Source organism: Rhodococcus aetherivorans, from assembly GCF_011058165.1.
Lineage (GTDB): Bacteria > Actinomycetota > Actinomycetes > Mycobacteriales > Mycobacteriaceae > Rhodococcus > Rhodococcus aetherivorans.
In genome coordinates this window covers 66,489-87,073 of the sequence record NZ_JAALEG010000011.1, presented here as the reverse complement: position 1 = coordinate 87,073, position 20,585 = coordinate 66,489, and the positions used below count along the sequence as shown (strand labels likewise).

Genomic DNA, 20,585 nt, shown 5'->3' with positions numbered 1-20,585 from the left:
GCGCATTTCGCGCCCCCGGACACCCGCCGGACGCGAGGATGGGCGACATGGTCGGCAGGCTCGCCCTCGTAGGGCTGATCGCGGCGTGCAGCATCGCGACCGCCGCACCCACGGCGGGCGCCGAACAGCGTGCCGCAGAGGCAACGACCGGCCCGCCGCAGGGCACCTTCGGCGCCGCGCTCGCCTACTCGCTGGCGCATCCCGGCGTCGTCCCGGCCGGGACGAACGATGTCGACTGCGTGCCCACACCGGCGCACCCCGAACCGGTGGTGCTCGTCCACGGCTTCCTCGAGAACTCCTACGCCAACTGGGCCGGATTGGCACCGGCGCTGAAGGCCGAGGGGTACTGCGTGTTCGCACTCGACTACGGCGCACCGCCGGGCGAGCCGTTCAAGGCGCGCGAGCCGATCCCGGACGCCGCCGGCGAACTGGCGGCGTTCGTCGACACCGTCCTGGCCGAAACCGGCGCCGAGCGAGTGAGCATCGTCGGTCACTCCAAGGGCGGCGCCGTCCCCCGGTGGTACGTGCGGTTCCTCGGCGGGGCGGACAAGACCAGCCGCATCGTCGGGCTGGCGCCGGCGAACTACCCTTCGCTCGGGCCGCCGTCGGTCGCGCAGGATGCCGTGCTCGCCGAGCTCAACGCCGGCAGCGACACCGTCGAGGGCGTCTCCTACACGGTCGTCGCCACCAGATACGACCAGGTGATCATCCCCTACACGGCGTCGTTCCTCACCGGGCCCGGCGCGCAGAACATCCTGCTGCAGGACGTGTGCCCCGCGAACACCGCCGACCACGTCTCGATCCCCTACGATCCGGTCGCCGAGCAGCTGGTGCTGGCCGCGCTGGACCCGGCCGGGGCGCGGCCGGTCGTGTGCTGAGCGCCGCCCCTACCCGCCGGGCAGGCGCCGCGTTCCGCCGATCACGAGGGTGACCTCCACGTCGACGTCGCGCAGCCCGGCCTCGTTCAGGGCGTCGCGCAGGGTCGCCGGATCCGCCTCGGGCGGCGGCCCGAGCGCCTCGATCCACAGCACGGACTCGCGGAATCCGATGTCGGTGATCACCCAGCCCTGCTCCTGCGCCCACTGCTCCGCGACGGGGGCGACGTCGGCCTTCAGCGTCTCCTGCCGGATCACTCGCGTGCTGGACACCCCCAGGGGGACCGCGACGAGCACGACCGCGGCGACGACCGTGAGCACGCTGAGGCCGCGCAGGTCCCCGACCGTACGGCCGGCGCGGTGCGCCGCCCCGCGCACCCCCGCCAGCAGAAAGACCAGGGTGCCGGTGGCGACGATGGCGGCGACGTTGGTGGCGAACAGCAACAGGGCCCCACCGGCCTGCCGCGGCGCGCCGGACTCGAGGGTCAGGCCGACCACCGCGAGCGGCGGCACGAGCGAGATCGCGATCGCCACCCCGGGCAGGGTGTCGGACACATCGCGGCGCACCAGCGCGAAGGCCCCGACCGCACCGGTGGCCAAGGCGGCGACGAGGTCGATCATCCGCGGCGCGACCCGTCCCGCCACCTGGCTGTTGTTCTGCGCGAGCACGTCCAGCGGATCGAGCAGGCCCACCGCGAATCCGGTCGCGACCACCGCGGCCGATCCTGCCACGACGAGCAGCGCGGAGGCGATCAGGTTGCGGTGGTCGTTGAGGACGACGGCCAGCGCGGTCCCGACGATCGGCGTCATCAGCGGCGCCACGATCATGGCGCCGATGACGGTGGCGGTCGAGTCCGCGACGACGCCCGCCGAGGCGATGACCGCGGCCAGCACGAGCAGGGTCCAGAACGTCGCGCGCCGGGAACGGGGCCGGGCGTCCTCGGACAGGAACAGGGTGGAGGTCATCCGCTCGATGTCCTCGGTGGTGGGTCTCACGAAAGCCTCCTGGTGCGTCGTTCCGCGAGTGCATCACAGCAGACGCCGCGCGCCCACAGGATCGGGACACCGGTCCCTTCCGTCCGGGACACCGGTCGCGACACGATGTCCCGCACCGGACGGAGGAGGACGCACGCGGTGACGACGGACGAGGCGGCGGCGACACGACCCTCGACGCTGATCGCTGCCCTCCCGCACCGCTACCGTGCCGTGCTGCACTTGCGCATCGCGTGTGGCCTGTCGATCACCGACACGGCCCGTGCCCTGAACACCGATGCCACCTCCGTCCGGCTCGCCCAGCACCACGCCCTGAACCTGCTCCGGCAGCAGCTCGGCCACTCCCGGAACATGTCGGACCCCCGGCGCACACTGATCACAGAACCGGGGACCACCTCGCCCGGACGTACCGAGGAGGAGCGAGTGCCATGGAAACGGGGTGTGGGGCCTTCTTCAGCTGGACCTCACGACGGGTGACGTTGCCGCACTGCCTGCGTGCCGTCGCGGCGGGAACACCCACGCAGTCCGGGCTGACTCTCGATCACCGGGTCGCCTCGGGCACCGTCCGCGGCCGGCTGCTGGCCTATCACGACGCCGACGACGACGCCGACTACGTGGCCCTGCTGGTCGGCGACGTGGCCGGATCGGACGACGTGCCCGTGCGGGTGGTCGACGAGGAGCGACTGCTGGTGGAGGGTGCGCGCAGCACCGAGCCGGCGGAGATCCTCGTGGGCGCCCCCGACGCCCGCGACCCGGATGCGGAGCAGCGGGAGCTCGACCGGCAGCTGTGCCTGGGCGGCCCCGTGCGTTCCATGCTCGCGCATTCCGGTGCCCGTTCGGTCACCGTGGACTGGTGCGCGGTGGCCGCGGCATAGCTTGCGCGGAACGGACTTGACCTCGAGTCGACTCGAGGTTGAACGATGAGCGACGTCAGTTCATCGGCCCTTCCGGAGGACACCATGAGTGTTGTCAAGCCTCTCGACCGCACCACCACGTCGACCCTGCCCGCCTTCTCGCTCAGCCGTCCGATGGCGGTGCTCGTCCCGGTCGTCGTGGCTCTCGTCGCCAACGTCGCACTGTGGCTCGTCGGCCTCGCCGCCGGCGGCTCGTTCGAGGTGACCAACGGCGACACCGTCGAAAGCGCCGCCCCGGGCGGCGTTCTCGTCATGACCGTCGTCCCGCTCACCGTCGGCATGAGTCTCGCGGCGCTGCTCAGCCTGCGCTGGTTCGGCATCATCCGCGTCGCCGAGGTCGTCGGCGCGGTGGCCGCGCTCGGCACCATCGCGTCGACGATCGTCGCCGACTTCGACACCCCGAGCACGATCACGCTGTCGCTGATGCACGTGGTGATCGCACTTGTCGTCGTCGCGGGGCTCGAGGCGATGCGCAACCGCATTGCAGCCCAGCGGTAACCACCGGGGCGACGCAACCGTCCCGGGGAACCGGCCCGAAGGTCCCGATTGTCGCGGGACCTTCGGGCCGCCGCCGCACCCTCCGGCGACGGTGACCTACGGCACGGAGACCGACGCGTCTTCCGTTCCTCCCCAGGCACCTTCGCGGCGATGCGGGCACCGCCTGCAGGTGGTGCCGGTCGCACACGCGGCGCCGGCATTTCGTCCACATGCTTCGTCCACAGGACCGAAGTACCCGACCGCCCGGGACGTACGTCCCGAGATCTGTTCCCCGGCCGACCGTTCCGGGCACAGGGCGATTCGCGACAAGCAGTATTCCGCCCTAGAGTCGCTCCCCGGTGCGACGCGTCCGGCATGCGCCGCGCCGCACACGGACAGGATCGCGGAGGTGGCGGACATTGTGGACCCGAGACTGTGTGCGCTGATCCGCAGTAACGTCGAGGCCGTGTCCGCCCGCCCGGACGGCCTGCAAACCCTGTCGAAAGCGTTCTACGCCAACCTGTTCGCGCGTCATCCCGAGACCCGGCAGTACTTTCCCGCCGCCATGGGCGAGCAACGCGAACGCATCCTGCACGCCGTCGTCCACGTGGTGGACCGGCTGAGCCGACCCGAGACCGTCGTCCCGTTCCTCGAGCAGCTCGGCCGCGACCACCGCAAGTACGGCATCGAGCTGTGGCAGTACAAGGCGCTCACCGAGGCCCTGATCGATGCGGTGGCGCAGGCCGCCGGCGACGACTGGACCACCGAGCTCGACGACGCATGGCACCACGCGCTGCACCTCGTCGCCACCACGATGACCGAGGCCGCGGCCGCCGAAACCGGCCCCGCCGCCTGGGTGGGCACCGTCGTGGAGCACCGCAGACCGCTCGACGACGTCGCCGTCGTGCGCCTGCGGCTCGACCAGCCGATGGCGTACGAGCCGGGACAGTACGTGAGCGTGCAGGTTCCGGGGCGGCCGCGCATGTGGCGTTACCTGTCACCGGCGACGCCGCCGGACGCGGACGGCGCCGTGGAGTTCCATGTCCGTCGCGTCTCCGGCGGCTGGGTGAGCCCGTACATCGTGAGCCACGCCCGCGTCGGCGAGACGTGGGTGCTCGGCTCACCGATCGGCGCCCTGGGGGCGGAGACGATGCGGCCCGGCCCCGGTCGGCCGCGCCCGCTGCTGATGATCGCGTCGGGTACCGCGATCGCCCCTATGCGGGCCCAGCTCATGGCCCTCGCCCGGCGTCCCGCCACGCGGGCGGTCACCGTGTTCTACGCCGGGCGCTACCCGTGCGATCTCTACGACCTGCCGACCCTGTGGCACCTCGCCCGCACCAACCCGTGGCTGACGGTCGTGCCCGTGACCGAGTCGCCGACCGACCCGTGGTGGTTCACCGGCCCCACCGATCCGCCGGCCGGGCTGTCCCTCCTGGAGGGCCCGGTGAGCCGGTGCGTCGCCGAGGCCGGGGACTGGTCGGGGCACGACGTGCAGATCGCCGGGTCCCCCGCCATGATCCAGGCGACCAAGTTCCGGCTGCAGGCCACCGGCGTGCCCGCGGACCGCATCCGCCACGACCCGCTCTACTGACGACCGCGCTCGGTCAGGACCGGTTGAGCCGCGCGATCCGGCCGCTGAGGACCGTGGCGAACGCGCACCACACCGCGTACGGGCCGAGCGCAGCCCCCGCCGCGGGCTTCGCGAGGGCGGCGCGGCGCGCCAGGTCGGCGCTGCTCACCGCGAGCGCCCCGGCGACCACCGTCGCCGGCACGAGCCGATGCGTCTTGAAGAACACCCACGACCAGGACGCGTTGAGTGCCAGGTTCACCGCGAGGGCGGCCCGGTAGTAGGTGGCCTCGTCGACCCGCGCCTCCGATTCGAGCTCGTCGATGGCCACCGCGGAACTCACCGCGATGTCGCCGTACAGCGCCGTCCACACGACGGGGAAGACCGCACTCGGCGGCTGGAACGACGGCTTGCGCAGTCGCCGGTACCAGCGTGTGTCCACGTCCCGGGAGGCGATCGATCCCACCACCGCCGTCGCGGCGGTCGCCGCGGTCGTTCCGAGCAACGTGCGGCCGAACATGCTCGACATACCTGCTCTCCTTACTCCCGCCGTCGGCGAGGTCGTCACATCGCGAGGTCGTGGATCTGGGGGAAGGGCCGCTGCGGATGCGGCGGCGAGGGCTCGGGATCCGGCTCCGGCGGGAACGGCGGCTGCGGCTCCGGTGGGGTCGGCACCGGGTTCGGCTCCGGTGGGAACGGCGGCGGCGGCGTGGGCGTCGGCGGGATCGGCGGGGCAGGCTCGGGTGAGCCCGGCTCCGTGTCCGGGTCCGGTGCGGTCAGGCCGGGGACGATCATGGCGGGTCACTTCCGATCATCGGCGAGCGGTGTTCCGGGGATACCCGGTGCCGCGGCGGCGCAACCCCAGGTTCGGCACGTCAACGACGTCGACGGCCCGCACGTCTCCGTAGTGCTTGTGCAGAGCCCTAACTGTGACGACATCCGTGCGGCTCCTCCCCTTCGGTCCCATCGTGCGCGTGCGGCGGGATGCCCGCACCCCGAACGCCCCGGGGCTCACTGCCAGCGACGGCGCACCCGCTTGTACACGGAGTCGACCACGAGGACCGCGGGGATGCCCAGCAGCGCGACCCCCAGCGCCTCGAGCGGCGGAACCGCGTGCCCGAGAACGTCGGCGACCGGGCCGACGCCGAGGAAGACGACGAGGGCGACGAGTTCGGCGAGCACGGCCCACAGCAGCAGCCGGTTCGAGCCCCACCCGAGCTGCCACGGTGGCCGGGTCGCGCTGCGGCAGGCGAACGCGGCGCCCACCTGACCGAGGACGACGGCGGTGAACGCGGCACCGGAGGCAGCGAGAAGCGCCGCCCCGGTGGGAAATTCGCCCCCGGGACGCCAGCCCGCGACGAGCAGCGCCACGAGGAACGCGCTCATCTCGACGATCGCCTCGGTCGGCCCGAGCACACCGAACACCCGGACCAACAGGGTTCCGTCGACGAGGTGGCGGCGTTCCGGCGGGCGTTTCAGCGTGTCCCGGCTCGGGGGCTCGCCACCGAGGGCGAGCGCCGGCAGCAGATCGGTGCCGATGTCGATGCACAGGATCTGCAGCACCCCCAGGGCGAGCGGGAACTGCCCGCCCGACAGGCCCCACAGCGCGAAGGGCGTCAGTTCGGCCACGTTGGAGGTCAGGTGATAGCTGAGGAAGCGGCGGATGTTGGCGTAGGTGGCACGGCCCTGTTCCACCGCGGTGAGGATGGTCGCGAAGTCGTCGTCGAGCAGCACCAGATCGGCGGCCTCGCGCGCAACGTCCGTGCCGCCCTCACCCATCGCCACCCCGATGTCGGCCTGCCGCAGGGCCGGTCCGTCGTTGACGCCGTCACCGGTCATCGCCACCACGTGGCCGCGGTCCTGCAGGGCCTTGGCCACACGCAGCTTCTGCTCGGGCGAGACGCGGCTGATCACGATGCCGTCCCGGTCGAGCAGGGCACCGAGCAGCTGATCGTCCTCGGGCAGGTCCTTGCCCTGCACCACCAGGCCCGCGGGCCCGAGCAGCCCGATCTCGCGGGCGATGGCGCGCGCGGTCTCTGGATGGTCGCCGGTGAGCATCGCGACCTTGATGCCGGCGCCGCGGGCGGCCCGCAACGCGGCCGGGACGGCGGTCCGCGGCGGATCCTCCATGCCGAGCAGGCCGAGGAGTTCGAGGTCGCGTTCGGCGAGGTCCGGGTCGGTCTCCACGCCGGGATCGGTCAGGGTCCGGCGGGCGACGGCGAGCACCCGCAGGCCCCGCGACGCCATGTCCGCGAGCGCCTCCTCCGCCCGGTCGACGAGTTCGCCCGGGTCGGCGCAGCGCGGAAGCACCGCGTCCGGGGCGCCCTTGAGGAGCAGCTGCCCGCCCACGATCACCGATTCGCGGCGGCGCCGGGGGTCGAACACGAACCGGCGGGTGACCGGCCCCGGCTGTGCGCCGGGGCCGGCGAGACGGGCCGCGAACGCGGCGATCGCCGCCTCCATCGGGTCACCGACCGCCCGCCACTCGTCGTCGTCGTCGAGGGTGATCCCACCCTTCGAGGCGGCCGCACCGGCGAGACCGGCGGTCGCGGCCGCCGCCACCGCCGGCTCCGGGCCGGTCACCTCACCGGTGGGCGCATACCCCTCCCCGCGCACCGCCACGGTCCCGGCCGGGGTCCACGCCTCGACGACGTTCATCTGGTTCTGGGTGAGCGTGCCCGTCTTGTCGGTGCAGATGAACGTCGTCGAACCGAGGGTCTCGACGGCCTCGAGGTTGCGCACCAGCGCGTTGTCGCGGGCCATGCGCTGCGCCCCCATCGCCAGCGACAGCGTCACGGTGGGCAGCAGCCCCTCGGGCACGAGGGCGACGGTGATGCCCACCGCGAAGAGGAAGGCGTCCTGCCAGGAGATCCCCACCAGGAGAGACACGGCGAAGAACACCGCGCCGACGCCGACGGAACCGAAGGCGAGCGTCCGGACGATGCGCTGGATCTCCAGATCGAGCGGGCCGGGTGGACGTCGCACCGAAGTGGTCAGGGCCGCGATACCGGCGAGGCGGGTGTTCGCACCCGTCGCCGTGACGATCCCTTCGGATTCGCCCTCGGCGACGAATGTTCCGGCGAACACGGCCGCGCCGGCCGTGCGGAGCACCGGTTCGCTCTCCCCGGTAAGGGTGGATTCGTCGAAGGTGCAGCGGCCCGCGACCGCGAGGGTCAGATCGGCCGGGACCCGGCCGCCGCCGGTGAGCACGACGACGTCGCCGACCACCAGGTCACGGGCGTCGACGGTGCGCACCGCCCCGTCGCGCCGCACGACGATGGTGGTGGGCAGCAGCTCCCCCAGGCGTTCGGCGGCCTTCTCGGCGCGCTCCTGCTGCACGAAGGCGAAGATGCCGTTGACGACGATCACCACGATCACGGCGATGCCCAGCTCCGGCATACCCGCGACGAACGCGAGGGCCGAAGCGAACCACAACAGCAGCGCGAAGAAGTGCGTGAGCTGCGCGATCAGCCTGCGCCACCACGGCACCCGTCGCGCGGCCGGAAGCTGGTTCGGCCCGTCCCGGCGGAGCCGCGCGGCGGCCTCCCGGCCGGTGAGCCCGTCGCTGTCGAGCAGCCGCGCACCGGAATCTGCCTGCACACCGCCTCCTCGCCCACGGGATCGACGTGTCACCGCGACGAGGAGCGGGTACAGCACGCCGGGACCGGTCCCGCCGCTGCGGCAGCCCCAGCGTATCGGCATCCGGTCCGGGCCGTGGGACGTCGCGGGACACGGCTGCGCCCCGCCGGTTCCGTGCCGGCGGGGCGCAGCCGATCGTCCTCAGGCGTGTTCGAGGCGGATGCCCTTGGTCTCCTTCATGAAGACGCAGGCGATGCCGGTCAGCACGCACAGCACCATGATGTACACGCTGAACGCCCATCCGATGCCGCGGCCGATCAGGAGCTGATTCAGGTACGGGGCGGTTCCGCCGAACACCGCGACGGAGAACGAGTACGCGAAGCCGATCGCCTGGGTCCGCAGCCGGGTGGGGAAGCTCTCCGACAGCGTCGCCGACAGCACCGACGCGGGGACGGACACGACGAGCAGCGCGACGGTCGTCGCGACGAGCAGGGTCCATCCGGCCGAGGAGATCATCATCGTCAGCGGCAGCTGCAGCACGAGCATCAGTGCGGCGAACGCGAACAGCATCGGGCGGCGGCCGATCCGGTCGGACAGCATGCCCCAGAAGGGCAGGGAGACGAGCGCGATCGACTGGGCGATCACCGACATCCAGTAGGCGACGTCGGGGTCCATCCCCTGCTGGGTGATCGCGTAGGTGGCGACGTACGACGTCCAGGTGTAGTGGGCGGCGGTGATGCCGGAGGTCATGCCGATCATCAGCAGGATCGCGCGGACGACGGTCTTCCGCGGGATGCGCGGCTGCTCGTCCTGCTCCTGGTGGGCGTCGAACACGTCGCTCTCGTCCATGCTGCGACGCAGGTACAGGGCGACCAGGGCCAGGCAGGCGCCGATGAGGAACGGGATGCGCCAGCCCCATTCGGCGACGGCGGTTTCGGAGAGCGACGAGGTGACGGCGCCACCGATGCTGTAGGCGAGGACCGAGCCACCGAAGATCGCGATGAAAGCGACGCTGCCCCACATCCCGCGACGGTGCGGCGGGGCGATCTCACCGACGTACGAGTAGGCGGTGGCCGATTCGCCGCCGTGGGCGAAGCCCTGCATGATCCGCGCGGCGAGCAGGATCAGCGACGCCCACGCCCCGATGGACTCGTAGGTGGGCATGATGCCGATGACGAGGCTGCCCGTCGCCATCATGAGCATCGTGGTGACGAGGACGAACTTGCGGCCCCGCCTGTCGGCGATGCGGCCGAACACGATGCCGCCGAGGGGGCGCATGAGGAAGCCGACGGCGAAGACCGCGAGCGTCGACAGCAGCGCGGAGATCGGATCGGAGTTGTTGAACATCACCGCGGCGATGAACGGTGCGAAGACCGCGTAGGCGCTCCACTCGTACCACTCGAGCACGTTGCCGACCGCGCTGGCGAACAGCGATTTCTTCTTCGATGCCAGGGTGGGCGCGGTGTCGACCGCACCCCGGGTGTTCCGGACGTCGGTGTTCACGTCGTATCTCTTTTCGTTCGCGGGAGCGGTGGCCGAATGTCACATGGGTTCGATGTGACCGAACCCGTGTGACATTCGGTCACGCCGGAGGGGACGGACCGTCAGGCGGTCGGGGTGGGGATCGTGCGGTCGCGCAGGTCGCTGCGCCGGATCTTGCCGGTCTGGGTCTTGGGGAGGTTCTCGACGATGTGGACCCGGCGGGGCCGCTTGTAGGCGGCGAGGCGGTCGCGGACGAAGTCCACGAGCTCGCGCTCGGTGGCGTGGGCGTCGCGTTCGAGCGACACGTACGCCACCACGGATTCGCCCTGGTAGTCGTCGGGCTGGCCGACGACGGCGGCCTCGTGGACGGCGGGATGCTCGTACAGGGCGTCCTCGACCTCGCGGGGCCACACCTTGTATCCGGAGACGTTGATCTGGTCCTTCAGGCGGTCCACCAGGTAGACCCAGCCGTGCCGGTCGATGATCGCACCGTCGCCGGTGCGCAGCCGCCCGTCCGGCAGGGTGGCGGCGGACGCCTCGGGGTTGCGCCAGTACCCGGAGATCACCTGCGGGCCGGACAGTTCCAGTTCACCCTGCTTGCCGGGTTCGACGTCGGCGCCGTCCGCGTCGACGACACGCGCGTCGAGCAGGGGCAGCGGGACGCCGATCGCGAGGGTGCCGCTGGCGGGGTCGACGGGTGCCCGCCGCCCGGGCGGTACCGCGATCACGCCGGAGGAGGTCTCGGTCATGCCGTAGGCGTTGTGGATGTACTTGCCGAACTTCGCTTCGAACTTCTCCACGGTCGCGGGCGGGATCGGCGCGCCGCCGGAGTAGAGGGTCTTGATCGAGGCGAAGTGGCGGGCCTCGGCGCCGGGGGTTTCGTACAGGGCGTTGAACACCGTGATCGAGCCGATCGTGAACGTGACCCCGTGCTCGACGAGGGCCTCGAGCGCGACCTCGGCGTTGAAGCGGTTCGCGAAGACCAGGGCGGTGTCGTGCACCAGCGCCAGCGTGGCGTTGATGACGGCGCCGGTGATGTGGAACAGCGGGGCGACGGCGAACACCGCGTCGCCGGCGGCCAGGCCGACGAAGGAACCGAAGGTGGTGGCCACGGCCAGCACGTTGGCGTGTGTGTTCATCGCACCCTTCGGCGGACCGGTGGTGCCCGAGGTGTAGGCGAGCAACGCGACGTCGTCGCCGGTGATCTCGACGTGGGGCGGCCGCCGGCCCCGGTGTTGTTCGATCAGCTCGACGAGGTCACCGTCGGGCGCGGCCACGGCGCGGTCCGTCGACGGGAAGACCCGGGCGTCGTCGCGGGTCTGGAAGTCCAGGTCGCTGGTGCTGAGGATCCACCGCACGGAGCTGTCGCGGACGGTGTCCGCGGTCTCCGCGACGGCGGTGTCGGCGCACACGATGCCGACGATCTCGGCGTCGTCGACGAGGCGGCGCAGTTCGGCCCGCCGGTACATGGGGTTGAGCACGAGCGCCGCGGCCCCGAGCTTCCACAACGCGAGCAGGGTCAGCGCGTACTGGGGGATGTTCTGCAGGTAGATGCCCACCCGGTCGCCGCGCTGCACCCCACGGGCGGCGAGGGCGACGGCGAGGGCGTCGGAGAGCTCGTCGGTCTCGCGGGCAGTCAGCACACCGTCGAAGTAGGCGATGGCCTTGCCGTCCGGGTTGGCATCCACGCGGGCGCGCCACGCGTCCACCAGGGAGACGAACGGCACCGCCGGCTCGGGATCGAGCCCGTTCGGGTAGAGCGCGGTCCAGGGGCGCTTCTCGGACGTCACGACGCAGTTCCTTCCACTCGACTGCGGAACCTTCCCCACCACGACCGATCGCTCGGTCGGTAAGCGGTCTGTTAGTAGTGTCCTGGGCCACACAAGCGCCTGTCAAATCGGGCACACCACACTCGCGCCGTCCGCGTCGACGGCCTGGCCTGGGCATTCCCGGAGTGGGAGAATCGGAGATCGACCGGCTCCCGGCGCACGATGCGACGAGCGGTCGGAAATCGTCGGTGGGCGGTCGAGGACCGCACGTCGGTGCGAGCGGACACGTCTGACGGAAGGCCGAGACGATGGACGACCTGGAGACCCGGCACGCGCAGGTCCTGCTCGAATGGGACGACGGACGCGCCGGCTACGGACCCGGCGCGACGGTGCGCATCGGCCGCGACCGATCGATGGACGTCACCCTCGACGACCCGGTGGTCTCCCGCGAACACGCGTTCCTGCACTGGGACGACGGGTGGTATCTCGTCGACTCCGGCAGCAAGAACGGGCTTTTCGTCGACGGCCGCCGGGTGGAGCGGGTCCGGGTCACCGGGACCGTCGTCGCCAGGCTCGGCGACCGGGCCGAGGGACCCGACCTCCGGATCTCCGTCGCCGAACCCGAGGCGACCCGCGAACGCAGATGGGGGCTGCTCGACCAGCTGACCGCGGTCCGCGCCGGCGACACCCGCGGACCGCTGCGCCGGCCCCGCCCCGCGCCCCGGCCCGGCGACGTGTCGATCGGCCGCGCCGCCGACAACGCCGTCGTCGTCCCCGACGTCCTGGCCTCCCGGCAGCACGCGGCCCTGCGCACCGGACCGTCCGGTCTCGAGATCGAGGACCTCGGCAGCGTCAACGGCACCTTCGTCGCCGGCACCCGGATCACCCGCGCCGCCCTCACCGAGGGCGACGTCGTGACGATCGGCAACACCGACCTCGTCGTCCGGGACGGCACCCTCGTCCCCCGGGAGAAGGTGGCGGCTCCCGCGACCGGTGGCCTGCGGGTCCGCGCCGTCGGGCTGACCATCGACGGGAATCGTCGACTGCTCCACGACGTCACCCTGGCCGCGCCGCCCGGCACGCTCACCGCCGTCATCGGCCCCTCCGGCGCCGGCAAATCCACCGTGGCCAAGATCGTGTCCGGCACCGGCAACCCCACCGACGGGGTCGTGGAGTTCGACGGCCACAGCGTGCACGCCGAATACCAGGCCCTGCGCTCCCGGATCGGTCTCGTCCCCCAGGACGACGTGCTCCACCGGCAACTCACCGTCCGCGAGGCCCTCGGCTACGCCGCCGAACTGCGGCTGCCGCCGGACACCACCCGCGCCGACCGCGACGAGGTGATCGCCCGGGTGCTCGCCGAGCTACAGCTCACCGAGCACGCCGGCACCCGCGTCGACCGCCTCTCCGGGGGCCAGCGCAAGCGCGCGTCGGTCGCCCTCGAACTGCTCACCGGGCCGTCGCTGCTGATCCTCGACGAACCCACCTCCGGCCTCGACCCGGCGCTCGACCGGCAGATCATGACCACGCTGCGCCGCCTCGCCGACTCCGGCCGGGTCGTCCTCGTCATCACGCACTCGCTGTCCTACCTCGAACTGTGCGACCAGGTGCTGCTGCTCGCCCCCGGCGGCAAGACCGCCTACGTCGGGCCGCCCGGCGAGGTCGGCGCCGCCCTCGGCAGCACCGACTGGGCGGAGATCTTCGCCCGCGTCGCGGCCGAACCCGACGCGGTGCACGCCGAGCACCTCGCCCGCAGCGCGGCCGTCGACCATCCCCCCGCCGCCGACAGCTGAGCACCGTCGCCCGGCGGCAGATGCGGCTGATCCGTGCCGACCGCGGCTACCTCGTCTTCCTGTCACTGCTGCCGTTCATCCTCGGCGGGCTGTCGATCCTGGTGCCCGGCAGCGACGGATTCGGCCCACCGAGCCCGGGGGCGGAGCCCGGCGAGCTGGCGTTCATCCTCATCCTGCTGATCCTCGGCGCCTGCTTCATGGGCTCGTCGCTCACCGTCCGGGACCTCGTCGGTGAACGGATGATCTACCACCGCGAACGCGCCGCCGGGCTCGCGCCCTCGGCGTACCTGATCGCGAAGATCGTGGTGTTCTGCGCCGCCGCGATCGTGCAGTCGCTCGTGCTGGTCCTCGTCGTCCTCGTCGGCAAGGGCACCCCCGGGCCCGGCAGCGTGATCCCCTCCGGCAGCGTCGAACTCGTCGTCGACATCGCGCTGACCACGTGCGCCTGCGTGGTGGTCGGCCTGGCCCTGTCGGCCGTCGCCCGGTCCGGCGAACAGGTGATGCCGCTGCTCGTCGTGACGGTCATGGTGCAACTCGTGCTCAGCGGCGGCCTGATTCCCATCACCGGGCGCGCCGTGCTCGCCCAGCTGTCGTGGCTGTCGCCGTCGCGCTGGGGCTATGCCGCGACCGCCTCGACCGTCGACCTGCGTGCCAAGGACCTGACCGCCGAGGCCGACGTGCTGTGGCAGCACGCCCCGTCGTGGTGGCTGCTCTCCGCCGGGATGCTGCTCCTCCTCGGCATCGTCTACGCCACGTTCACCTACACCCGGTTGCGGCTGCGCGCCCGGTGAGCGCGATGCCGATGTCTCACACGAGGACGAGCGCGACGGCGACCGCGATGTCGAGGACGGCGCAGAACTCGGCGAAGGAACGGTCCACGGTGACCCGGAGCCGATGGTGGACAAGATCCCACACGCCGTGCAGGAACCATCCGGCCGCGACGATGTACCGGGCGACGTCCGGATCGACGGCGAGCGCGACCAGGCCGAGCGCCCCGAAGGCGACCATGCCGGCCGCCTGGACGAGGAAACGGCGGTCGCGCAGCCGGCCGCGCACCGCGCCCACGACGACCACGGCCGCCGCCGCGGCGCCGATCAGCACCGTCGACCGTACGACGTCCAGCGCCCGCACCACGAACCACGCCGTGTAGGAGGCCGGGAACACCACCCACACCGCACGCGGGCGGTCGAGCACGGCCGTGACGAGATACAGGAACGGCAGCAGCATCATCATCTCGGTGAGGATCTCGACGCTCGCCTCGGCGGGCGTGCCGATCAGAGCGAACGCAAGAGCCGCCACCGTCGGCCAGCGCTGCGCCAGGAAGGCCGGCCCGGCCGAGCGGCGCGATGCGGGGCGGGCCGTGCTCACGGCCGTCGTGGTGTCCATGAGGTCTCCCGGGGGCAGTGGTGGGGGATGCCTCCACGATCGGCGGCCGGGGCCGGCCGGGCGAGACCCGGGCGCCGGACAGGTCCGGAAATTTGGGATCCCTGTCCGCCGGACACGTCGCGTCCGGGCCCGGCCCCGGTTACGGTCGACGGTGTGGACGAACGACTCGTGGTGGTCGTCGGCTACGACCGGGCGGAGCTGCTCGACATCGCCTGCGTGACGACCACGTTCGCGGCGGCGAACCGGTTCGGCGCGGTCCCGGCGTACCGGGTCGAGCTGGCCACCCCCGGCGGGGCCGCGATCACCTGCGACACCGGGCTCGTGCTGGCCGGACAGCGACGGCTCGAGCGGCTCGTCGGAACGCTCGACACCCTCGTGGTCTCCGGTGGCTTCGGGCACATCGACATGGCCGACGACGCCCGGTTCGTCGGCCACGTGCGCCGCCTGGCGCGGGACAGCCGCCGGGTGGCGTCCGTGTGCACGGGCGCCTCCGTCCTCGCGGCCGCCGGTCTGCTCGACGGCCGTCGCGCCACCACCCACTGGGCGTTCGCCGATCGGCTCGCCGCGCGGTATCCGCAGGTGCAGGTGGATCCGTTGCCGATCTTCGTGCGCGACGGGCACGTCGCCACCGCCGCCGGCGTCACCAGCGCCCTGGACCTCGCCCTCGCGTTCGTCGAGGAGGACCACGGCCCCGACATGGCCCGCCGGGTCTCCCGGGCCCTCGTCACCTACCTGCAGCGGCCGGGCAACCAGGCGCAGATGAGCATGTTCACCACGGCCCCCGAACCGAAGGACCGCGGGATGCGGCGCCTCGTCGACCACATCACCACCCACCTCGACGGCGATCTGTCGGCCGCCGCGCTCGCCGCGCGCGCCGGGATGAGCGAACGGCACCTCACCCGGATGTTCCTGCACCACCTGCACGACACACCCGCCCGCTACGTCCGCCGGGTTCGGCTCGAGTCCGCCGCCGTCCTGCTCACCACCACGTCGCTACCGGTCACGGCGGTCGCGGCGCGCTGCGGCTTCGGCACGGCCGAGACGCTGCGGCAGGCGTTCACCCGTCGCTACGGGGCGTCACCGGCGGCGTTCCGCGCCGGTCACTCGCGTACCGCGGCCCGGCACACCGGGGCCGGCTGAGCGGGTCTCAGGACAGGTACTCGGGGTCCGGGCAGGTCTTGTGCGACCAGTCCGACCCGAGGCGGCCCTGGTGCGAGTCCTCGGGGCACTCGCCGCTGCGCTCGCCCGCGCGCGCCAGGGACACCACGACGGATTTCGAGGTAGGGCAATTGCTCTGGCGTGCAGTCGAATCCAGCGGTACCAGCTCGTTGGTCTCGGGATAGTAGGCGGCCGCCGAGCCGCGCGGCGTGTCGTACTCGACGATCCGGAACGACCGCGCGCACCGGACCCGCTCGTCGCCGTCCCACCGGGTGAACAGGTCGACCAGGTCGCCGTCGTCGAAGCCGAGGGCGGCGATGTCGTCGCGGTGCAGGAAGATCACCCGCCGCCCGCCCTCGATGCCGCGGTACCGGTCGCTCAGCCCGTAGACGGTGGTGTTGAACTGGTCGTGGCTCCGCAGGGTCTGCAGGATCACGTGCCCCGCGGGCACCTGCAGCACGTCGATCGGGGAGACCGCGAACTCGGCCCGCCCGGAGGCGGTGTGGAAGGAGCGCGAATCGCGCGGCGGATGCGGCAGGACGAAGCCGCCCGGCCGCCGCACGTTCACGTCGTAGCTCTCGCACCCGGGCACCACCCGCGAGATCAGGCCGCGGACGACGCCGTAGTCGTCGCGCATCGCCTTCCAGTCGAGGCCGTACCGGTCCCCCAGCGTGGCCTCGGCGATCCGGGAGACGATCTCGACCTCGGACTTCAGGTGCGCGCTCGCCGGCGGCAACGGTCCGCGGGACGCGTGGACCGAGCACGTGGAGTCCTCGACCGTCACGAACTGCGGGCCCGACGCCTGCACGTCCTGCTCGGTGCGGCCCTTGGCCGGCAGGATCAGCGCCGTCTCCCCGCACACGAGATGCGACCGGTTGATCTTGGTGGAGACCTGCACCGTCATCCGGGCCCTGCGCATCGCCGCCGCGGTGACGTGGGTGTCCGGCGCGGCCTGCACGAAGTTGCCCCCGAGCCCCATGAAGAAGCGGGCCCGGCCGTCGCGCAGGGCCCGGATGGAGTCGACGGTGTCGAAGCCGTTCTCGCGCGGCGGATCGAAGCCGAACTCCCGTTGCAGCGCATCGAGGAAGTGGGCCGGCGGCCGCTCCCAGATACCCATGGTGCGGTCGCCCTGCACGTTCGAATGCCCGCGCACGGGGAACAGACCCGCGCCCCGCTTGCCGATGTTGCCCTGCGCGAGGGCCAGGTTGGTGACCTCCTTGATGGTGGCCACCGCGTTGCGGTGCTGGGTCAGGCCCATCGCCCAGCAGAACACCGTCGCGCGCGAGTCGCGCAGCAGCGTCGCCGCCTCGGTGATCTGCTCCCGCGACAGCCCCGTGGCGGTGGTGACGACGTCCCAGTCGACGCCGGCGACGTGGTGGCGCCACTGCTCGAAACCGTGGGTGTGCCGTTCGATGAACTCGTGGTCGAGCGCGTCCCATTCCACGAGCAGCGAACCGAACGCCTGCAGCAGCGCGAGGTCGCCGTTCAGCGCGATCGGCAGGTGCAGGTCCGACAGGTCGGTGCCGCGGCCGACGACCCCGCGTGGGGTCTGCGGATTGCGGAAGTTGACCAGGCCCGCCTCGCGCAGCGGGTTGATCGACAGGATCGTGGCGCCATTGCGTTTCGCCTTCTCGAGGGCGGTCAGCATGCGCGGATGGTTCGTCCCCGGATTCTGGCCCTGCAGGACGATGAGCTCCGCGTGGTACACGTCGTCGAGCGTGACGCTCGCCTTGCCGATGCCGATCGACTCCTGCAGCGCGATGCTGGTGGACTCGTGGCACATGTTGGAGCAGTCGGGCAGGTTGTTCGTGCCGAAGGCCCGGGCGAACAGCTGGTAGGCGAATGCCACCTCGTTCGAGGCACGCCCGGAGGTGTAGAAGATCGCCTCGTCGGGGCTGTCGAGCGCCTCGAGTTCCGCACCGATCAGGGCGAACGCCTCGTCCCAGTCGATCGGCTCGTAGTGGGTGGCGCCGGGCCGCTTGATCATCGGATGCGTGATGCGGCCCTGCCGGCCGAGCCAGTGCTCGCTGTGCGAATCCAGGTCGGCGATGCTGTGTGCGGCGAAGAACTCGGGAGTGGCACGGCGCCGGGTCGCCTCCTCCGCCACCGCCTTCGCACCGTTCTCGCAGAACTCGGCGACCGATCGATGTCCCGGGTCCGGATCGGGCCACGCACAGCTCATGCAGTCGAAGCCCTCGGCCTGGTTCAGCCGCAACAGCGTCTGCGCCGTCCGGATCGGTCCCATCCGTTCGAGGGACCGCTTCAGCGACACCGCCACCGCGGTCGGGCCCGCGGCGTGATCCTCGGCGTCGTCGACCTCGAGGTCGCGCTCGTCGTAGTCCCGATCGTGTCTGCGCATCGCCGGCCCCTCGTCGTCCACACCGTGTCCGCGGTCGTCCACACCGTGTCCGCGCGCCCGGGTGCCCCGCGCACGCGTGTCGGTGCACTGCCTACCCGCGCGGCCCGCTCCCGAAACCGCGTTCACGAAGGTCGGCGGGCATCGCGGCAGCGTCGTACGGTGGCCCCATGAAGTGGTCGAAAGCCCTCGGAATCCCCGCCGCGGCGATGGCCGCGGTCGCCTCGTACGACCTGCTGCAGCGACGCCACGCGCTGCTGCGCAACTTCCCCGTCGTCGGGCACGGCCGCTACCTGCTCGAAGCGGTCGGTCCCGAGTTGCGGCAGTACATCACCACCGGCAACGACGAGGAGCGCCCCTTCACCCGCGATCAGCGTCGCTGGGTGTACGCGTCGTCGAAACTCGTGAACAACACCTTCGGTTTCGGCACCGACAACGACGTCGAATACACCGACGGTTACACGATCATCAAGCACCGCACGTTCTCCGAGACCCCGCCGTCGGCGGCGCCGCACGCCGGGGAGGAGCTGCGGATCCCGTCGGCGAAGATCCTCGGCGGGGCGCGCGGGCGGGCGAAGGCGTTCCGGCCGCAGTCGATCGTCAACATCTCGGCGATGAGCTTCGGCTCGCTGAGCGGGGCCGCCGTCTCGGCGCTCAACCGCGGTGCCGCCGCCAGCGGGTGCCTGCACAACACCGGCGAGGGCGGGCTGTCGCGCTACCACCGCAACGGGGCAGACCTGATCTTCCAGATCGGCACCGCGTACTTCGGCTGCCGCGACGAGGAGGGCCGGTTCGACCTGGCCCGGCTGAAGGCCGTCGTCGAGTCGGCGCCGGTGCGGGCGATCGAGATCAAACTGAGCCAGGGTGCCAAGCCCGGCCTCGGCGGCCTGCTGCCCGGAGCCAAGGTGACCCCCGAGATCGCCGAGATCCGCGGCATCCCGGAGGGCCGCGACTGTGTCAGCCCGTCGCGGCACACCACGTTCCACGACGTCGACAGCATGCTCGACTGGATCGAGCTGATCGCCCACGAGACCGGGTTGCCGGTCGGCATCAAGTCGGCGGTCGGCGACATGGCGTTCTGGCAGAACCTCGTCGACGCGATGTGCAACTCCGACCGCGGCGTCGACTTCGTGACGATCGACGGCGGCGAGGGTGGCACGGGCGCCGCGCCGCTCGTGTTCACGGACGCGGTCTCGCTGCCCTTCCGCAGCGGCTTCGCCCGGGTCTACAAGCTGTTCACGGAGGCGGGCCTCAGCGACGACGTGACGTTCATCGGCGCCGGCAAGCTCGGACTGCCCGACAACGCGGTGGTGGCGATGGCCCTGGGCTGCGACATGGTGAACATCGCGCGGGAGCCGATGCTCGCGATCGGCTGCATCCAGGCCCAGAAGTGCCACACCGACCGGTGTCCGACGGGCGTCGCCACCCAGAACCCGTGGCTCGAGCGGGGGCTCGACGTGGAGCTGAAGTCGGTGCGCGCCGCCAACTACATCCGGGCGCTGCGCCGGGACATCTTCAAGCTGGCCGAGGCGTGCGGCGTCGCGCATCCCGGTCTGATCACCCCGACCGACGTCGAGGTGGCGGACGGCAACCGCCGCGCGATCACGCTCGCGGAAATGTACGGCTACCAGCCCGGCTGGGGCCTGCCCGGCGCGTCGGACCGGGAAGAGATCACGCGGCTGATGCTCGGGGTCGCCGCGGCCGAGGGGGGCGAGGGCTCGCCCGGCGCGCGCACAGTGCCGTGACGCGGGTCGGGTCGCTGTCCAGAATCCGGACAGTTCGGGGCGCCGATCCCGCGTCACGCTGGAGCACGACCACTCGCGACACCGCGGAACCCGCCGGGAGGCAGATCGTGATCGACAAGATGTACGCCACGGTTCTCACCGTCGGCGGTGTCGTGTTCGCCGGCTGCCTGCTCCTCGGCGAGGCGATGGACGCGATGGGCGGCGGGGGCGGCGGTCGCGCCACCGGACTGCGCGCGCTTCCGGGCGACACCGCCGAACAGGCCGAGTGCCTCTGCTAGAGTCTGCCGCGTGTCCGCTACCGCCGTGCCTCGCGTCCGCCATGAACTGGCGCTGATCGCTGTCGGCGTGCGCGCGGTCGCCGACGTCGACTGTCGTCGCTGACTCCCGTCACCAACCCTTGCGGCATCGTTGCCGCCCCCGGTTGCCGAGGAGTCGCGTCGCCCCGTCCGGCGTGACATTCGTCGGCCCGACTCGTTCGGGTCCACGTCTCC

At 71.8% G+C, this 20,585-nt stretch carries 16 protein-coding genes and 1 pseudogene; 9 read left to right on the top strand and 8 right to left on the bottom strand.

Going from position 1 to position 20,585, the window contains the following annotated elements; all coding sequences use genetic code 11:
- The first annotated feature begins 38 nt into the window (after positions 1–38).
- Complete coding sequence (locus tag G6039_RS07185) at positions 39–878, top strand: esterase/lipase family protein (protein WP_080688417.1); 840 nt, start codon at positions 39–41, stop codon at positions 876–878.
- Between the two features lie 9 nt (positions 879–887).
- Here the strand turns inward: G6039_RS07185 and G6039_RS07180 are convergent, their stop codons facing one another.
- Positions 888–1,871, bottom strand: coding sequence for a DUF389 domain-containing protein (locus G6039_RS07180; protein WP_006932499.1), 984 nt, complete (start codon positions 1,869–1,871; stop codon positions 888–890).
- Positions 1,872–2,296: 425 nt separating this feature from the next.
- On the opposite strand from G6039_RS07180, the gene G6039_RS07170 reads away from it, so the two are divergent.
- The 3 genes from G6039_RS07170 (at position 2,297) to G6039_RS07160 (ending at position 4,850) form a co-directional block, all read left to right on the top strand.
- The gene (locus G6039_RS07170; protein WP_065923311.1) at positions 2,297–2,743 is read left to right on the top strand and encodes a hypothetical protein; all 447 of its coding nucleotides are present in this window, start codon (positions 2,297–2,299) and stop codon (positions 2,741–2,743) included.
- A 45-nt stretch (positions 2,744–2,788) separates the two neighbouring features.
- On the top strand, positions 2,789–3,280 hold the full coding sequence (locus tag G6039_RS07165; RefSeq protein WP_037201237.1) for a DUF6069 family protein: 492 nt from the start codon (positions 2,789–2,791) through the stop codon (positions 3,278–3,280).
- Between the two features lie 400 nt (positions 3,281–3,680).
- Positions 3,681–4,850: a globin domain-containing protein gene (locus G6039_RS07160; protein ID WP_043796911.1), complete on the top strand. Its 1,170-nt coding sequence runs from the start codon at positions 3,681–3,683 to the stop codon at positions 4,848–4,850.
- 13 nt (positions 4,851–4,863) lie between these two features.
- On the opposite strand, the gene G6039_RS07155 is transcribed toward G6039_RS07160, so the two are convergent.
- The 5 genes from G6039_RS07155 to G6039_RS07135 all read right to left on the bottom strand — a co-directional run bounded on the left by G6039_RS07155 (position 4,864) and on the right by G6039_RS07135 (position 11,677).
- A complete protein-coding gene (locus G6039_RS07155) occupies positions 4,864–5,355 on the bottom strand; it encodes a TspO/MBR family protein (RefSeq protein WP_080688418.1) in 492 nt (163 codons plus the stop codon).
- 35 nt (positions 5,356–5,390) lie between these two features.
- On the bottom strand, positions 5,391–5,621 hold the full coding sequence (locus tag G6039_RS07150) for a hypothetical protein (RefSeq protein ID WP_029546658.1): 231 nt from the start codon (positions 5,619–5,621) through the stop codon (positions 5,391–5,393).
- Between the two features lie 216 nt (positions 5,622–5,837).
- Positions 5,838–8,426: a cation-translocating P-type ATPase gene (locus tag G6039_RS07145; protein WP_051445975.1), complete on the bottom strand. Its 2,589-nt coding sequence runs from the start codon at positions 8,424–8,426 to the stop codon at positions 5,838–5,840.
- A 180-nt stretch (positions 8,427–8,606) separates the two neighbouring features.
- The gene (locus tag G6039_RS07140; RefSeq protein ID WP_029546660.1) at positions 8,607–9,908 is read right to left on the bottom strand and encodes an MFS transporter; all 1,302 of its coding nucleotides are present in this window, start codon (positions 9,906–9,908) and stop codon (positions 8,607–8,609) included.
- A 101-nt stretch (positions 9,909–10,009) separates the two neighbouring features.
- Entirely contained in the window at positions 10,010–11,677 is a 1,668-nt protein-coding gene (locus G6039_RS07135; protein ID WP_043796835.1) for a class I adenylate-forming enzyme family protein, read from the bottom strand.
- A gap of 287 nt (positions 11,678–11,964) precedes the next feature.
- On the opposite strand from G6039_RS07135, the pseudogene G6039_RS07130 reads away from it, so the two are divergent.
- Positions 11,965–14,240 (top strand): annotated as a pseudogene (locus tag G6039_RS07130) (FHA domain-containing protein).
- 16 nt (positions 14,241–14,256) lie between these two features.
- Here the strand turns inward: G6039_RS07130 and G6039_RS07125 are convergent.
- Complete coding sequence (locus G6039_RS07125) at positions 14,257–14,835, bottom strand: hypothetical protein (protein WP_043796838.1); 579 nt, start codon at positions 14,833–14,835, stop codon at positions 14,257–14,259.
- A gap of 153 nt (positions 14,836–14,988) precedes the next feature.
- Between G6039_RS07125 and G6039_RS07120 the strand changes: the two genes are divergently transcribed.
- Complete coding sequence (locus G6039_RS07120) at positions 14,989–15,975, top strand: GlxA family transcriptional regulator (RefSeq protein ID WP_006943609.1); 987 nt, start codon at positions 14,989–14,991, stop codon at positions 15,973–15,975.
- A gap of 7 nt (positions 15,976–15,982) precedes the next feature.
- Here G6039_RS07120 and G6039_RS07115 read toward each other — a convergent pair whose 3' ends face one another.
- Positions 15,983–18,352 carry an FdhF/YdeP family oxidoreductase gene (locus G6039_RS07115; protein WP_043796923.1) on the bottom strand — a complete coding sequence of 790 codons (2,370 nt, stop codon included), beginning with the start codon at positions 18,350–18,352 and terminating at the stop codon, positions 15,983–15,985.
- A 167-nt stretch (positions 18,353–18,519) separates the two neighbouring features.
- Between G6039_RS07115 and G6039_RS07110 the strand changes: the two genes are divergently transcribed.
- The 3 genes from G6039_RS07110 to G6039_RS31395 all read left to right on the top strand — a co-directional run bounded on the left by G6039_RS07110 (position 18,520) and on the right by G6039_RS31395 (position 20,475).
- A complete protein-coding gene (locus G6039_RS07110) occupies positions 18,520–20,094 on the top strand; it encodes an FMN-binding glutamate synthase family protein (protein ID WP_102800091.1) in 1,575 nt (524 codons plus the stop codon).
- Positions 20,095–20,201: 107 nt separating this feature from the next.
- Positions 20,202–20,372 (top strand): hypothetical protein, encoded by a 171-nt coding sequence (locus G6039_RS07105; RefSeq protein WP_155951821.1) that lies wholly within the window; start codon positions 20,202–20,204, stop codon positions 20,370–20,372.
- Positions 20,373–20,382: 10 nt separating this feature from the next.
- Complete coding sequence (locus G6039_RS31395) at positions 20,383–20,475, top strand: Ms4533A family Cys-rich leader peptide (protein ID WP_312026504.1); 93 nt, start codon at positions 20,383–20,385, stop codon at positions 20,473–20,475.
- Positions 20,476–20,585 lie beyond the last annotated feature (110 nt).